The following is a 16,476-nucleotide window of genomic DNA, read 5'->3' as shown; positions in this document are numbered from 1 at the left end:
AATAAAATGTCCACGCTACTGCCTGCTATTTACACAAAGCCTGAAACCGCTTTAGTAAGGTCCAATCCGAGCTTCGTGAACTTTGAATTGTAGACGAGTTTCTTAAACTAAACAATAGTCAAAACGTCCAGGTGCTGCTGTATAAAGAAGCGTAACAGCCTCTTAGGTTAGGGTTTAAGAAATAGAGCGTTATTAATCTGTTGAGTAATAATAAGCCAGCTGCTGCTTCACGGCCACTACCCCGCCCTGTTCCAGCAGCCACGTGTCCACCGTCTGCAGCCGGCCCGTTCGCGGGTCCAGCACCCACACTCGCCCGTTGGACCGCACGCAATACGCCCCTAAAGAGGCCGTAAAGAACAGGCGAAACAGCCGCTGCTCGTACTGGGCGATTCTGGGCCCGGGTACACTGTCGCACGCGAAGTAAACGCGGGACGTGTCGGGCGACGTGTGGAAGCGCAAGAGCCCAACGGGCCGGCGGCGCTGATAAGCCACGGCTTGGAAATGCAGCGTGTCCCAGTGCCAGTACTGTCCCAGTTCCTCGCCCGGTTGGTAGCGTTGAAACGGCCCGGCCAGCACGTACGCCACCGGGATAATGCGGCAGGTGCCTTGGCGGCGGTACTGCTTCAGAGAGTTAAACCCTCCCTCGTCGGCGTACGTGAAATTTAGCCAGCCCTCTTCGCGAACAACCCGCTCCACCAAGGCCGCCGCTTTGCGCCAGTAGGACGGGGGGGCGCACGTGTCGGGCGGGGGAAGCAACCGCGCGCGTGTTGGCTTCCAAGCGTATCCCAGCGCATCGGAACTGCCAATAAGAAACAGCAGGAGCAACAAACCGAATAGGGTGCGCACAGAGGTCAGCAAGAAAAGAGAGGCTTTACAAGCGGCAAAGTAATGACTAACCAGTAATACCGTTTTCTTGAAGTTCTGCCAAACGGTCCGAAGGTAAACGCGCTCCGTTCACTTGAAGGAGCATTATTTTAGAATACCATTTTCGTGGCAGAGCCGCTGTAAATTGGATGGCAGTTCGGCGTAATGGGCCCGCAGGAATGCCCGTTTGAAGGGGGAATCGGTATGAAACTGCAGCAGCCGGGCTTCGCGGCGGTTCATGGGCATCCAGTCACCCTTCTCGTTGAGCTTGCGGCCGAAGCCCGTAGAGATTATGTTGTTTATGGCTAAGGTGGAGTCAATCAGTCCGTCGCGCTGGTTCACCCATACCTCTACCAGGGGCCGGAAGCCGCCGTTGGGCGGGCCGTACCGAAAGCAGTTGTTCCATAGGCGCCACAACGGCATCCCCGGCTGTTCAACCGGCTGAAAGCGAAAGGAGGTGGTGCCGGTGCCGCGCTCGAGCTTGACCAGGCGCTGTTCAAGGCTCACCAAGCCCTCGAGTGTACGCCACACCGAATCGCCCGGGGGCTGCCAAAATACGGTGCTGTCCAAGAAGCTGGTGGATACGCTCCAGAGCGCCGTTTTGTAACGTTGCTGCTCGCCGGCTTGTACCACCGCTGGCGGGTAAGCAATGGGCGAGGGTTGCTCTGTGCAGCTCATTAGGCACAGACTCGTGCCGACGGTAACGAGTAGTTTATGATAGGTCAAACGGAGCTGTACAAAGGGCAACATAGAAGCTACTCATTCTAACCAAGCGCTGAATCAGTTCACTTAAACGGTTCGAAGAACAGTCCAGCGGCTGCTTCAGCGACCTCTCCCCTAGTTTTTCGAGGGAATAGGCCGGGGGCGGGTTCGGATGTGGTCGGCGGGGCGTCCGGAACGACGAAAGGCGGCGGTGTCCATTTTCACGGCCGACGCCGTGCGCGCTGGAGCGGCGGCCTTTTTGGGAAGAGGTGCGCCTTTCCCGACGGGGGTTTTGGGGGCAGCAGGTGGCGTTGTTTGAGCGGAAGCAGAACCGAATAGCGCCAAGAGGGCCATGCCAAGGAGGAAAGCAGGGACGGGTTTCATAACCGAGGATAGGGTGAAACGATGAAGATACTGACCATAGGCCACATTGACGTTCAGCGAAATGGTAGAATTCTTAGCCTTATGAAGGCAGCTTGCGGTCCATTTCGCACACTGGTTCACGGCTCAATATAGGAAAGCGAATTAGCAACCGACAAAAAAAGCCCGGTACCTTACGGCACCGGGCTTTTTCTAAGGGTTCAGCCGAAGCTTAAGCAGCGGCCTTCTCGCCGTTCTCACGGTCGTCGATGGCTTTGCGCAGCTTGGCGATGGCCTGCACGGCGCGCTCCTCGTCGAGGCGGTTGATGTTAAGCAGCATCTTGGTCTTCTCCGGACGGGTGATGACCGGGTGGTTGAGCAAGCGGATGATTTCCTCTTTCTGGGCAGCCGTAGCGTATTGTACTGGTGCGGCAGCCTGCTCAGCAGCTACGGCCGGAGCCTCGGCGGGCACTACCTGCATGGCGGGCACGGCCTGGGCCACTGCAGCAGCCGGGGCGGGCGCTGCGGCCGGCGTGTTGGTGTTGTAGTCCATTTCCTCGGCAGGAGTGGGCTCGTAGCCGGCGGCGCGGATAATCCAGGCCAGGCAGTTGCGGTAGGCCTTGCCAATGGCACGGGTCTGCGCCATGCTCATGATGGCAAATTCCTGGTAGAATTTCTTGCCGCTCTCTTTATTCGAGCACACGGCGAAGCCAGCGCCCACGGTGGTCTGGTGGCGCAGGTCAAACAAGGTGACTTTGGCCTGGTACTTCATCTCCTCGGCGCTGCTCACGTTGATGACGTGCTCCACGATGGGCACAATGCCCAGGCGCGAGCCAGCGTACTGCCAGCCCTCCACGTTCACGAACTCCTTGCCCTGCACGTTCGTGGTGAGCTTGTTGTCTTTGATGAACTTAGCGAGGTCCTTCGCCAAGTCCAGCGTTTCGTCGGAGCGACTGATGTCAAAGCTCTCAACTTTTACTTTTTTGGTAATGTCCTTGGTGGTTTTGGTGGCCTCGTTCATGGCGATGTTGTTTGTTAATGTGTCCAACTGATGTTCTTTAATACAACCCAAAGGTAGAAAGAAACGTGCCAAAAAAGCCAAAAATATTGGTAAATTTTGTTACTGTAAATCAATTACTTATTAACAATAAGTAAAAATATAAAAACTAAAGCAGTTGGGAAGCTCAGCTTTTGGACAGAACATCACCCGCTTTGCTAAAATTCCAGCGGTTCAGCCATTGTTCCAAGTCGCCTTAGTAGTCGCTTTCCAGGCCTTATGCAAAAGACCAAGCGGCCGAAGCAACCATTTTGCGATGGCCTCCGAGTAGGAGGTAAAGCCCCTGTCCAGGGCTGGGCCGCCCCACCCGGCCCCATATCCTGGCGCGTCGGCTGGTCCGTGCGCGAGCAGCCGGAAGTCGGCGCCGACTTCTGCTGCCCGCGCACCTGCCAACTGTTCCGCATTTCTTCTTTTAGGCCAAGCGCCGCGCATGGCTCCCGCATCTGCACGTCCGGCCCGGGCGGCGGTTGAAACCTGCTGTGCCCAAAAACTTGGGCAAGGAGGCGGCATTCCACTTTTCAGCTTCATCCAATATCAACCCCACATGGCACAATCAGCACCCTCATTTCTATCCCGTTTCTGGTCCTTTGGCCTAAGCGTAACACTCCTCGTTGCGCTGAGCTTCGGCACCAGCGGCTGCGACAAGGATTCGCCCGAAGAAGACCCGGACGCCGTGGCCACCGTGAAACTGGCCACTTCGGCCACCCTGGGCGAGTACCTCACCGATGCCAGCGGCAATACCCTCTACCTCTTCGCCCGCGACGTAGACGGCGCCAACACCTGCACCAGCGCCACCTGCAACCCGCTGTGGCCAATCTACTACGAAGCCAACCTCAAGGTGCCCAAGGCTCTGAAGGCCGAGGATTTCGCCACCAAAACCACCGCCGACGGCCGCCCGCAGACCACCTACAAAGGCTGGCCGCTCTACTACTACGCCCCAGCGTCGGGCGGGGTGTTCACCCGCGAAGCGCCGGGCGTCACCGGAGGCAACGGCATTGGCACGGTATGGCACGTCGTCAACCCCAACTACGGCGTGGTGCTGGCCAGCAAACTGGTGGAGGATAAGACCACCAAAGTCGTGGCCAACCGTTCCTACCTGGTCGACATGAACGGGCGCACGCTGTACACGTTTGCCAAAGACAACAACGCCACGCCCGCTGCGCAGGCCACCAACTGCGTCAGTGGCTGCGCCGCCATTTGGCCAGCCCTGTTTTTGAGTGCGCCCGCAGTACCATCGTCCTTAAAAGGCAGCGACTTCGGTACCATCACCCGCGACGGTACTCGCCAGCAGCTCACCTATAAAGGCCGCCCGCTCTATTATTTTGCCATCGACGCCGCCACCCGCGGCAAAGTAGAAGGCCACAACCTGGACGACTCAGGCGACAAGTGGTTTGTGGCCGCCCCGTGAGGCACGTTTGCTGTTAATAAGGACGGTGGGCTGGGCTTGGCCTGGCAAACCTCACCCCCAGCCCTGCCGGGTACGACCCCTCTCTCGCGGAGAGGGGAGCCTGACGAATAGTAGCGCGGACTTTTAGTCCGCGAGTTGCCTACGTAAATACAGTTCACGCGCGGACTTAAAAGTCCGCGCTACGTCCACGCCGCCGTAGCTCCCCTCTCCGCGGGAGAGGGGTCGTACCCGGCAGGGCCGGGGGTGAGGTTTGCCAGGCCAAGCCCAGCCCAATACTTATTGATTGCTTACCCGCCTTCCAGAATGTGGCCGTCGCGCATCACAATCTTGCGGTCGGCCATGTCGGCCAACTGCTCGTTGTGCGTCACGATGACGAAGGTTTGGCCCAGTTCTTTGCGCAGCAGGAAGAAAATCTGGTGCAGTTCCTGGGCGTTTTTGGTGTCGAGGTTGCCGCTGGGCTCGTCGGCAAAGATGATTTCGGGCGAGTTGATGAGGGCGCGGGCCACGGACACGCGCTGCTGCTCGCCGCCGCTCATTTCGCTGGGCTTGTGGTCGGCCCGGAATTCCATGTTCAGCATGCCGAGCAGCTCGCGGGCCCGTACGCGCACTTCTTTTTCGGAGCGGCCGGCCAGGTAGGCGGGCAGGCACACGTTTTCGAGGGCCGTGAACTCGGGCAGCAGGTTGTGAAACTGGAAGATGAAGCCGATGTGCCGGTTGCGGAACCGCGCCAAGTCGTTGCGGCCCAGCGTGCTCACCGACTCGCCGTCGAACAACACTTCGCCCGAGTCGGGGCTGTCCAGGGTGCCCAGGATGTGCAGCAGCGTGCTTTTGCCGGCCCCCGAGGACCCTACAATGCTCACGATTTCCGACTTTTCAATCGTCAAATCGATGCCCTTAAGGACGTTCAGGGCATTGTAGCTCTTGTGAATGTTAATAGCTTGCAGCAACGGCGGGCAACGATAGACGTGAATGGTGCAGGGGTAGTGGCAAAGCTACGCACAATCTGAGCGCAGGCGAGCCCGAATGGTTGAGAAGCCAATGGATTGGCGTAGACAATATTTTGGCCTTGGCTGCATTTTCTTTCATGACTCCTCCGCTCGTTTCCTGGCGCCGCCGCTGGCCACTGCTCGCCGTGGGTGCAGCCGTGCTGCTGGCGCTGTGGGCCTGGCCTCGCGTCGTTCAACGCCCCGAACCACGTCGGCAGCCATCCGCTTACCCAACCGACATCGAAGCCGAGTTGGAGGGAACCAGCTACACTGAGCAGCGGCCCGCGGCTTACGACAGCAGCCGCCTGCGGGGCGTGAGCTGGGTGGGTGGCGACTCCGTCACGGCCGCCGAGCTAGCGCCGCTCCTAAAAGCCCACGTGACCTGGATAGCCCAAATGCCCTTCGGCTGGCAAGCCGGAGCCGACGAACCGCTCATTCGGGTGCGAACGGAGCGGCGCCCGGGCCGAGGAAGCTACTGGGGCGAGAGCGACGCCGGCCTGCTGCACACGGCCCAGCTGGCCCACCAACACGGCCTTCGCACCCTCATGAAGCCGCATGTGTGGGTGCGGGGCAACGGCACCTGGCCCGGCGACATCAACATGACCAGCCAGGCCAACTGGGACGCTTGGTTTGCCAGCTACTCCCGCTACCTGCTGCACTACGCTCAAGTAGCGGAGCAGGGCAAATTCGACGGGCTGTGCATTGGCACCGAGCTGCTGCACGCCACCGAGCCGGCCCACGAAAAGGCTTGGCGCCGCCTGATAAAGCAGGTTCGGCGGGTGTACCACGGCCCGCTCACCTACGCCGCCAACTGGAGCGGCGAGTACCAGCAGATTCGCTTTTGGGACGCGCTGGACTACGTGGGCATTCAGGCCTACTTTCCGCTCAGCACCGCGGCCACCCCCCCGCTAGACAGCTTGCTGAGCGGTTGGGAGCCGCACTTGCGCGCCCTGGCCGCCTGGCAGAAAAAGGTGAAAAAGCCCGTGGTCTTTACCGAAGTCGGCTACAAAACCACCCCCGATGCCGCCGCCAGGCCCTGGGAGTGGCCCGAGCGCACGGCCGTGCCCGCAGTGCCTGACGAGGCTACTCAAGCCCGTTGCTACGAGGCCCTATTTCGGGCCTGCTGGGGCCAGCCGTGGCTCAAGGGCATGTTTATTTGGAAGTGGTACCCGGGGCTGGCGCCCGATGGCCCGGCTCGACGTCATGCCGATTTTACGCCCCAGCACAAGCCCGCTGAAGCGGTTTTGGCCCGGTGGTACGGGCAATAGCGAAGTAGCGCGAACTTTGTAGTTCGCGTCCCCGCGCCGTTAAAGCCGTTCGGATATCCGCCGGGGACGCGAACTACAAAGTTCGCGCTACTTCCTGCTGGGTGTCGTAATGACGGCCGGACGCCGTACTTTCGTGCCACCAACCGAGTGTGAGCATAGCTAACCCCACCCCTTACCCGTTTTTATGAACATTCACGAATATCAGGGCAAAGAAATCCTGAAAAAATACGGCGTCCGCGTGCAAGAAGGCATCGTGGCCGACACGCCCGAAGAAGCCGTGGCTGCCGCCGAAAAACTGACCGCCGACACCGGCACCAGTTGGCACGTCATCAAGGCGCAAATTCACGCCGGTGGCCGGGGCAAAGGGGGCGGAGTGAAGCTCGCCAAAAACCTGGAGCAGGTGAAGGAAATTGCCGGCAACATCATCGGCATGCAGCTCATCACCAAGCAAACCGGCCCCGAAGGCCGCTTGGTAAACAAAGTGTTGGTGGCCCAGGACGTGTACTACCCCGGCGCTTCCGAGCCCAAGGAATACTACATGAGCGTGCTGCTGGACCGCGCTTTGGGTAAAAACGTCATCATCTACACCACCGAGGGCGGCATGGACATCGAGGAAGTGGCCGAGGCCCACCCCGAGAAAATCCACCGCGAGCACGTGGACCCCGCCGTAGGCCTGCAGGGCTTCCAGGCGCGCAAAATTGCGTTCAACCTGGGCCTGGAAGGCGACGCGCAGAAGGAAATGGTGAAGTTCGTTACCGCTTTGTACAAAGCCTACGACGAAACCGATTCCAGCATGTTCGAAATCAACCCGGTATTGAAAACGTCGGACAACAAGATTTTGGCCGTTGACGCCAAAGTGACGCTGGACGAAAACGCCCTGTACCGCCACAAGGATTTCGTGGCCCTGCGCGACTTCAACGAGGAGGACCCCTTGGAAGTAGAAGCCAGCCAGAACAACCTGAACTACGTGAAGCTCGACGGTAACGTGGGCTGCATGGTGAACGGCGCCGGCTTGGCCATGGCTACCATGGACATCATCAAGCTGAGCGGCGGCGAGCCTGCCAACTTCCTCGACGTGGGGGGTGGAGCCAACGCCCAGACCGTAGAGGCCGGCTTCCGCATCATCCTGAAGGACCCGAACGTGAAGGCCATCCTGATTAACATCTTCGGCGGCATCGTGCGCTGCGACCGGGTGGCCAATGGCGTGGTAGAAGCCTACAAAGCCATCGGCGACATCCGCGTGCCCATCATCGTGCGCCTGCAAGGCACCAACGCCGAAGAAGGCGCCCGCATCATCGACGAGAGCGGCTTGAAAGTATCGTCGGCTGTGCTGCTGAAAGACGCCGCTGCCCGCGTAAAAGAAGTGCTGGCCACGGCCTAATCACGCCTGCCAGCAACGAAAAGCCCCGGCTGGATGTCCAGCCGGGGCTTTTCGTTGCCAGTAATAACCGGTGACGCTACGAATTAGCTGCGACGCCGGCGTTTTCTTCGGCTTGCACCGGAATGGCTTTGCCTTCCACGCGCAGCTCCACTTCCATGTTGCCGCGGGTGCCCACCGAGTAGGGGCAGATTTTGTGGGCGAAACGAACCATCTCGATGGTTTTGGCTTCGTCAAATTTCTTGAGGTCTACGTCCAGAATGGCGCTGAGGCCGTAGGCTTCGCCTTCTTGAAAAAGCGTAACCGAGCACTTCACCGAGCTTTCCTTGTCGAGCGTGTCGCCGTTGCGGGTAGCAGCTACGAGCAGCGCTTGCTGGAAGCACGAGGCGTACCCGGCGGCGAATAATTCTTCGGGGTTGGTAGCACCTTTTTTGCCGCCCAGCCCTTCAGGAACCGACATTTCCATGTCGATGACACCCGTGGCGGAGCGCACGTGGCCGCTGCGGCCACCGACGGCCGAAGCGTCGGCCGTGTACAGGTTCTTTTTCATAAAATCAGGATAGAGAGTTTGAAGTGTTAAACCAGATAGGTTCGATTGCTTAACTGCTTTTCCGGCCCCTGGGTTGTGCACGCCCGAAGAGGAGCTTAGGAAATTGACCCCACAATTTGGTCGCCTTGGCTTTTGAGGCTACTTTTGCAGTCCTATCCAGACCTGGCCACGTCGTACAACGGATAGTATGAGAGTTTCCGAAGCTCTTGATTTAGGTTCGATTCCTAACGTGGCCACTAAAAACCCCGTTTCCAGGCTGGAAACGGGGTTTGTTTTTTATAGGGGACACTATAGGGGAAAACAGCACAGTTTGCTCTTGTTTTATTCCCTCGGTCGCTTCCTCACTGCAGCATGTTTGGTGCAGTTCGCCACAGACTGCTGTCTTAGCATCACGCTCAGCATCTTGTAGGTGTCATTGAAGTCAGCGCTCAGCAAGGCCATATAGACATCTTTTTGGGTAGCGGTGATTTTGCCAGCGCTGATGGCCGAATTCACCTTCTCCTCGATGTTTCGGGTTTGCTCGGAGGCCTAGCCTGACTTCAACTGCTCCACCTCTTTGCAGAGCTTACCGAGTTCGCTCTTGTCGTCCGATTTCGGTACCGGCTCACTGTCTGCTGCCAGCGGTAGAGCACCTTCGGGCTGATGCCCAACTGCTGCGCGGCCGCCTGCGTGCTGCGGCTCTCGCTGGCCAAGCGCAAGGCCTCGGCCTGAAAGGCCGAGTCGCACTTACGTCGTTTGTCGGGCGACGACCCACAGGTTTTGGTTGCCATAACAGAAGAAATATACGTCCTTCTTCTGTCCGCCTTCCCTAGACCACCTCAGGTTCTCTCTACAGGCAAATTAATGATATCCCCTATACTTGTATTGGTCCTCGCAATAATATAGTTCTTTAAGGACTTGCTTGCTCGTTGTCCTTCTGCTTAGCTTTGCTTCACCTTTCCTCGCGAGTGGACCTTCCCTTTTCCACTTGCACGACACTCTTCTTTACCGTGCAGCATTACTTGTTGCACTTCTCAGTGAATCTGCTCCGCTTTCGAGCTTGGGTTGATTTGCAGTGGTGGTAAGAGCCCGTAATACACCGGCTGCAACCATGTCTACCCTCTGCATTGGCTGTCGGCAATGCGACAGTTGCTATCCTTCGATTACTTCATGTGTCCAGGCCCCCTTTTGCAGTTCGCAACTTCGTTTGCATGGCTCGGCCGTGCGCGGCTGTTAGCACAGCCAAGGCCAGCCACCGTCCTTTCCCAGGTTTGATAAGGAGTGCAAACGCATCGCTAGGCCTCTGAAAAAATACTATACCTACGTCATCGTTGCAAGACACCTCTTGCGCGCCGACGCGCCACTGCTCTCGCCCCACGTCCACTACCACCGCCCCCGCATGGGTACATCTTTACACCGCCTGTTTATTCTAATTGCTTTTGTGACCGGCCTCGGTTCAGCGTCGCGAGCACAAGCGCCCTGCGGCAGTTCTCTTACCGGGGGCTTGGTGACGCGTCTCCCGTTCGACGAGCAAGCCGGCAGCGTGGCATACAACGCCATTGGCCCGCAGTATAATGCTGGAATCACGGCCGGAAGCACGTGGTCACCGACGGCCGGCATACAGGGTTCGGGTGCTGTGAACGTGCCAGACGGAGGACATGTAGCGGTGGAACTGCCAGTAAATTGGCAACCGACTGCTTATACGATATCTTGGTGGATTAGGCCCACGGAGCGTTTTGATTATGGACCAGCGGTTTGGGATAGGTGGGGGACTTTTGCATTTCACTCCACTGCAAGCGGGGAAATCTATGTGGGCACAGATATCCCAACCCGGATTCACTTGACCGGCGACATTTTTCCGCTCAATGTCTGGCAGCAGTACATCTTTACATTCGACCAAGGCGTTGGCAGGCTGTACAAAGACGGCCAATTACTAGAAGAGCGTTTAGGCATGACAATGCCTGGCGTGTGGGGAAGTCATGTGTTCTTGGCAGGAGGAGGCCTCTACGACGAGACCCGAATCTATAATCGGGCTTTGACCAGTGCTGAAGCGCGTTACTTGTACGACTACACATGCCCATTTGCCTGTTTGGTGAGCGTGAGCGTGACCCCACCCAGCGGCACCATTGCAGCAAATACCCCTACGGCGCTGCGTGCCACGAGCAACGTAGCTGGCCATTCGCTGGCCTTCGACGGCGTCGATGACATCGTTGCAGTGAACCCCGTTGCTGGCTCGCCACTCGCCACCACCACCGGTACGTTTACCGTCGAAGCGTGGGTCTGGCCCACGGCCACTCACGAAATTGACCCGGAAGGTGACCTCAATACATTCCAAGGGCTCTACGGAGGCATCGCGGGGCAGCGCTACCTTATTTTCCCTGCTAGCGGCGGTCTAAGCAGCACGGAGGCCGGCATGGGGGTGTCCGTGGGCACGAACGGAATAAGTGTGTATGAACACGCCTCGGATTATATGCCCGCGTCATTGGTGTGGCAGGGAGCGTTGGCCAATAGGTGGACTCACCTAACGGTGGTTTATACTAACGGCCGGCCGAGTTTGTACGTGGACGGCGCGCTCGTTCACACTGGCGTAGCGAGCCCTAGAACCGACGTTCGGCCCTCAGTATACATCGGCGGCGGCCAATATGGTCATTACGAAGGTCGACTTGACGAATTGCGCATCTGGAACCGGGCTCGCAACGCCGCCGAGATTGCTTCGGACTATAACCGAACGGTTGCTAGCACATCCTCGGGGTTGGTGGGCTACTGGCGCTTCGACGAAAACAGCGGAGTTGGAGTGGCAGATGCCGCTCTGACACACCACGTGGGTATTTTATCCAACGGGGCCAGTCGTCTATTATCCGGACCGGCCGCGCCGATTGCTTCCGACGACATTCGCTGGTCACCAACCGCGGGCCTTAGCACCAGCACTGGACCACAGGTTACGGCAACCCCAAGCGCTACGACTACCTACGTCGTCACCGCCGCCGGCCCGGACGGGTGCGGCACGGCTCAGGCGACGGCTACCCTGACCGTTACCTCAACACTTCCGAACAATCCCAGCGAGGATTTAAACCGCAATTGGACCATCGCCCGCACATTTGACGGAAATGGCAACGTCATTGCCGAAAGCAAGCAGTTCACGGACGGCCTGGGCCGGGCTACCCAGGCCCAGGCCCGCAACGTCGCCAATGGACATGTCTTTGCGACGCAAACCATCTACAGCAGCGGGGGACAACCCGTGCTGCAAACCCTGGCGGCGCCCATCAACAACCAAAGCTTCCGCTATCAGGAGCATTTTGTAACAGCCACGACTACTCCTCTCGGGGGAGGAACCCCAACCACTCTGGATTACGGGCCCGACAACTTCGAAGGCGCGAAGGCTAGCAGTCCTGACCCGCTGGATGAGGCCACGCCCGGCACCCTGGGCTACTATTACAGCCAGCAAAATCAGTTGGAGCCCCTCACCCCCGCGGCGCACAATCCGTACAGTTTGGTGGAACAATACGAGGGACCCTGGGGTGGCATCAAGCGCGCCGCCGCGCCGGGTGAACATTTCCGCATGGGGTCGGGCCGGGAAGGACGCAGTCGTGAGTTTCCCCTACGCAAAGAGTTTGACCACTATGCGGGCCTGCGGCCCCAGTTTGTGCCGGGGAGCCCACTGAACACGTTGCAATACCAAGGCAGCAAAACAGTGACGGTGGACGCGGATGGGCGGGAAAACATTGTCGTCACCAACAAGGACGGCCAGACCTTAGTTACTTGCCTAAGCGGCGCGCAGTACCCGACCGTGGACGTGTTTGGCTTCATCAGCACCGACCCGGCCAATACGTACGATGCCAATGCCCCGGCCTTTCAGGACGTGCATATTCCGGCCGCGGGACCCGCCTCAGTTACGTTCACCGTGGGGGATTGGGTGCGCATCAAAAACCTGCAAACCGGCGACAGCACCGACTACGAAATCACGCCTCGTGGTCCTTCGCCGGGCATCCAAGTGACTTTGCAGCCGGGCTTCTACCGCTTTATTTCGCTGGGCGGCACTCAGTATTTCTATTACAAAGCGCACTATGGCAATTTCAGCTACACCTATTACGATGATGCCGGCCGGGTCGTGGCCACCGTGGCGCCCAATGGGTTGGCGCAAGGGAACGTAGTCAAAAATCCAAGTTTTGATTTGGACCCCAGTGGGGCGCAGCCGGCGCAGTTTTGGCAAACCGATGGAAACGCAAACGCTGTTCACACTGAAGCCTATGGCGGGGCCCACTCTGGCACCCTCCACGGCACGCACTACGACGGCCCGGGCACTTATTACGCCTTCACCCATCAACTTATTTCCAACCTGCCCAATGGGCGCTACACGCTACGGGCTTGGGTAAAAGGAAGCGGTGGGCAAGACAAGGCCTTGCTGATAGCTCGCAATTACGGTGGCCCTTTAATGAGTGCAACCATTCCATTCACGCCGAATGGACCTACCGGAGCGTGGACGCAACTGGAAATTTTGGGCATAGAAGTCACCAATGGCCAGTGTGATGTTGGGTTTGAGTCAAATACCATCGGTGCTCGTCAATTCATCTATTTTGATGACGTCGAACTGATGCGGGAAACCGATGCTACCGCTCCGGCTTTCGTGACCCGCAATAGCTATGATACCTTGGGAAAGTTGCTCAGCACGGAGAGCACCGATGAGGGCCGCACGGAGTACGTGTACGCCCGCGACGGCCGCATTCGCTTCTCGCAAAGCGCCTTGCAGCGCCCAGCGGGCCGCTACTCGTACTCTAACTACGACGAGTTGGGCCGCGTGGTGGAATCGGGCGAGTATGTCCCCGGTCAAACCGCGGGCCATGTATTCGAAAACCACCTGACGACCAATGCGACCGGTAATAGCGTCTTGCAGCCAAGCATCCTTGAAGACCGGACCCGGTCGGGTGGGCTAGACCCGGTGAGGTGCACCCAGCGTAGCCAAATCTGGTACGACCTGCCGTTTCAGGATGCTCAGTTGAACGGCCGGACTCAGGAGTTTACCCTGGGTGCAGTGGCCAAAACCAGCAACGACCAGGTCACCACTTGGTACAGCTACGACGAGTTGGGCCGGGTAGCATGGGTCGTGCAGAACATCACCGGTGTGGGCGTCAAAACGCTGGACTATACGTACGACTTCAGCGGCAATGTACTGGAAGTGGCTTACCAGACCGGCCAGCCCGATGCCTTCCGGCACCACTACGAGTACGATGCCGCCCAGCGCCTCTACCAGGTGTATACCAGCCCGGACGGGGTGGCCCGCACCTTGCAGGCCAAGTACTTTTACTACCTGCACGGGCCGCTCAAGCGCGTGGAGTTGGCCAATGGCTTGCAGGGCATGGATTACACGTACACCCTGCAAGGCTGGCTCAAGGGCATCAACCACGTCAACGGCCGCCTCGACCCGGGCGGCGATTCGCCCGCTGGCAACGGCCGGCCCAAGGACCTGTTTGCGTTGACCTTGAATTACTTTAGCGGCGATTACCAGAGCCGCGCCCAAGCTGCTGTGAACCTGGCTAGCCCGAGCACGCTCGTGAACCCTTTCCGTTACGACGGCACCATTCGCACGGCCTCGTGGCGCACGGCCGGCAGCCCGGTCCACCGCCAATCCAGCTACGAGTACGACGCCAAGGGCCAACTGACGCAGTCTAACTTCGGCGCACTCACCATCGCGGGGCCTCTGGCCAGTTCCACGTATGTTGCCAGCCCTTCTCAGGCATATCAGGAAGGTGGCCTGAGCTACGACCAGAACGGCAACATTCAGTCCCTGCGCCGCACCAACCAAGGTGGGGCGGTTACGGACAATTTCACTTACAAGTATGCTGCCAACACCAACAAGCTGACCGAGGTCCACGGCGGGGGAGCCACCGGCCCTACGGTGCTCGACTACGATTACGACGCCCTGGGCCAGATGACCCGGCAGCGTGACGAGCAGGGCCAGCGCTACCTGACCTACAACGTGTCCGGTAAAACTACCGGCGTGTACCTCGATGCCGCGCACCAACAGCCGGTCGTGGAGTTCGCCTACGACGACCGGGGCTTTCGGGTCAGCAAAAAGAGCTACGGAGCGGGCAGCAGTGCCGGGCAGGTCCGCACCACGTACTACGTGCGCGACGTAGCCGGCAATGTGCTGAGTGTGTACGAGCAAGGCCCGCAAACTGGCAATGCCGTGCAGCGAAGCGAAGTGCCGCTTTACGGCTCGGCGCGGGTAGGTACCCTTACCCGCCTCGACGATGGCAGCGAAGACTACCGCTACGAGCTAAACGACAACCTGGGTAATGCCCGCGTGGTATTCCACAAGCCCACCACTGAAACCAAAACGGAGACGATGGAGCTGAGCGGCGTATCCAGCCAGGCAGCGTTCCAAAACAACAACTTGTACCGCGCTGCCTTCTCGGGCGCACCGAGCGGCGGCTACGTGGCCCAGTTCTCAGACAGCCAGGCACCCGGCACGGAGTTGAAACGGACGCTAACCGTGGAAAAAGGGGATACCATTACCTTCTCGGCGCAAGGGTTGTTGCAAGACCTAGGCGCCGCGAACTCGAGTGCCCGGATGCAACCCTACTTGTTGCTCGGAACAGCGGCGAACTCCGACGAAGTGCCTGTACGAGGCATCGACGGCCGGCTAATGGCTACGCGTACAACTCCTGGAAAGTGGTTGGGCCGCGTTGCGGCTGGCTTAAGCTTTGCAATTGGTCAGCGTAAAAAAGACAAAGGTGCTGCGCAGTTCCGAACAACTACTTCATTACAGGGCTGGATAAAATACCGGGTGCTGAATGACCAGGGAGTTGAAGTAGGTACGTACACCAACTACCTAGTAGGTAACGGTTCTTGGGAGTCACTGCGCGTAGGCGTGCGTGCTCAACAAAGCGGTACAGTGGAAGTAATTGCTGGCTCGACTGGACAGGGTTCCGCGGTATATTTCGATAATCTGACGGTGGAACAAACCGGCGGCATGATTGTGCAGGAGCAGCACCAATATGCTTATGGTTCGCCATTAGTTGGGCTAAACTACGCGGTGGGCAATAAGCGTTACCGTTATGGCTACCAAGGGCAGTACGCAGAAACGGATGCAGAAACGGGGTTTGAAAGTTTCGAACTACGTTTATACAATGACCGAATTGGAAGGTGGACAAGCTACGACCCTGAAAATCAGTTCTACTCGCCTTACGTGGGCATGGGAAATAATCCCGTTTCGCGAGTAGATCCAAACGGCGGATTTTCTGACCCAGTTCAACTTGCTGAAGTTGTTGTCACGGGTGCTTCACAAGGGTCCAAATTTTTGTCAACTATTGCTTCTAAATTGATTCTGCCTAGCGCAATGGCCTTGCCACGTGTTCTAGCACCCAGGTCAAGAATAGGTAATTGGATTCCAGATAATGCCCTTTCCACTCCTCAGTTCCGTAAGGAAATAGCTACCGCTAAAGCAAATGAATTGTATAGATGGAATCGGAAATACAATCCTGATTATTTGCCGGGTGGCACTAATTACCCTGGAGATGGAATAGAGCCAAGTTTTTTATTGGAAAGCCTTATAATTCCTGTGCTTGCAGAAGCAAGAGTTGCTAATCTCTCAACTAATATTTACAGAGCTGTTTCACAGGCAGAGTTAGAGGATATAGCACAGGTTGGACTTAGAAATCAGAGTAATTATGAAACAGGGAAATTATTTGCTCCTACAGTTACAGAAGCAGCTACTTATGGTAGAAATAATTGGTTATTTAGCAGAGGGATTTATAAGGTTCCACATACAGTAATGAGAGTAAAAGTGCCAAATAGCGTTTTAAGAAACGCAACTTTCTTTGAAGCGGATGGCATGAACGCGATAAGCATATCAGCAGACCAATTAAAGTTGCTCAAAGCAGTTCCTTTAAAATTTAGCCCTGTTCTTAAGCCCCATATTCCATAA

The 16,476-nt window shown here is 57.8% G+C and carries 11 protein-coding genes and 1 tRNA gene; 5 read left to right on the top strand and 7 right to left on the bottom strand.

Annotated features, from left to right (window positions below; all coding sequences use genetic code 11):
• Window positions 1-192 precede the first annotated feature (192 nt).
• The 4 genes from VF629_RS06355 to VF629_RS06340 form a co-directional block, all read right to left on the bottom strand.
• Window positions 193-846 carry a hypothetical protein gene (locus VF629_RS06355; RefSeq protein ID WP_331057618.1) on the bottom strand — a complete coding sequence of 218 codons (654 nt, stop codon included), beginning with the start codon at window positions 844-846 and terminating at the stop codon, window positions 193-195.
• Between the two features lie 123 nt (window positions 847-969).
• A complete protein-coding gene (locus VF629_RS06350; RefSeq protein WP_331057617.1) occupies window positions 970-1,542 on the bottom strand; it encodes a hypothetical protein in 573 nt (190 codons plus the stop codon).
• Between the two features lie 159 nt (window positions 1,543-1,701).
• A complete protein-coding gene (locus tag VF629_RS06345; RefSeq protein ID WP_331057616.1) occupies window positions 1,702-1,950 on the bottom strand; it encodes a hypothetical protein in 249 nt (82 codons plus the stop codon).
• Between the two features lie 208 nt (window positions 1,951-2,158).
• Complete coding sequence (locus VF629_RS06340) at window positions 2,159-2,974, bottom strand: hypothetical protein (RefSeq protein ID WP_331057615.1); 816 nt, start codon at window positions 2,972-2,974, stop codon at window positions 2,159-2,161.
• Window positions 2,975-3,527: 553 nt separating this feature from the next.
• Here VF629_RS06340 and VF629_RS06335 point away from each other — a divergent pair.
• Window positions 3,528-4,391, top strand: a complete 864-nt coding sequence (locus VF629_RS06335) for a hypothetical protein (RefSeq protein ID WP_331057614.1) — start codon at window positions 3,528-3,530, stop codon at window positions 4,389-4,391.
• Window positions 4,392-4,678: 287 nt separating this feature from the next.
• Here the strand turns inward: VF629_RS06335 and VF629_RS06330 are convergent, their stop codons facing one another.
• The gene (locus tag VF629_RS06330; RefSeq protein ID WP_331057613.1) at window positions 4,679-5,338 is read right to left on the bottom strand and encodes an ABC transporter ATP-binding protein; all 660 of its coding nucleotides are present in this window, start codon (window positions 5,336-5,338) and stop codon (window positions 4,679-4,681) included.
• A gap of 137 nt (window positions 5,339-5,475) precedes the next feature.
• Between VF629_RS06330 and VF629_RS06325 the strand changes: the two genes are divergently transcribed.
• Window positions 5,476-6,645, top strand: coding sequence for a glycoside hydrolase family 113 (locus tag VF629_RS06325; protein ID WP_331057612.1), 1,170 nt, complete (start codon window positions 5,476-5,478; stop codon window positions 6,643-6,645).
• Between the two features lie 184 nt (window positions 6,646-6,829).
• Window positions 6,830-8,026 carry an ADP-forming succinate--CoA ligase subunit beta gene (gene sucC / locus VF629_RS06320; protein WP_331057611.1) on the top strand — a complete coding sequence of 399 codons (1,197 nt, stop codon included), beginning with the start codon at window positions 6,830-6,832 and terminating at the stop codon, window positions 8,024-8,026.
• A 76-nt stretch (window positions 8,027-8,102) separates the two neighbouring features.
• Here the strand turns inward: sucC and VF629_RS06315 are convergent, their stop codons facing one another.
• Window positions 8,103-8,573, bottom strand: a complete 471-nt coding sequence (locus VF629_RS06315; protein WP_331057610.1) for an Ohr family peroxiredoxin — start codon at window positions 8,571-8,573, stop codon at window positions 8,103-8,105.
• Between the two features lie 164 nt (window positions 8,574-8,737).
• Here VF629_RS06315 and VF629_RS06310 point away from each other — a divergent pair.
• A tRNA-Arg gene (locus tag VF629_RS06310) sits at window positions 8,738-8,809 on the top strand.
• A gap of 303 nt (window positions 8,810-9,112) precedes the next feature.
• Here VF629_RS06310 and VF629_RS25780 read toward each other — a convergent pair.
• Window positions 9,113-9,343, bottom strand: a complete 231-nt coding sequence (locus VF629_RS25780) for a transposase (protein ID WP_414653853.1) — start codon at window positions 9,341-9,343, stop codon at window positions 9,113-9,115.
• Window positions 9,344-10,188: 845 nt separating this feature from the next.
• Here VF629_RS25780 and VF629_RS06305 point away from each other — a divergent pair.
• The gene (locus VF629_RS06305; protein ID WP_331057609.1) at window positions 10,189-16,476 is read left to right on the top strand and encodes a LamG-like jellyroll fold domain-containing protein; all 6,288 of its coding nucleotides are present in this window, start codon (window positions 10,189-10,191) and stop codon (window positions 16,474-16,476) included.

Origin of the sequence: Hymenobacter sp. (assembly GCF_036388155.1) — a bacterium.
In the GTDB taxonomy this organism is placed as follows: Bacteria; Bacteroidota; Bacteroidia; order Cytophagales; family Hymenobacteraceae; genus Hymenobacter.
This window is presented reverse-complemented; position numbering and strand designations above follow the sequence as displayed.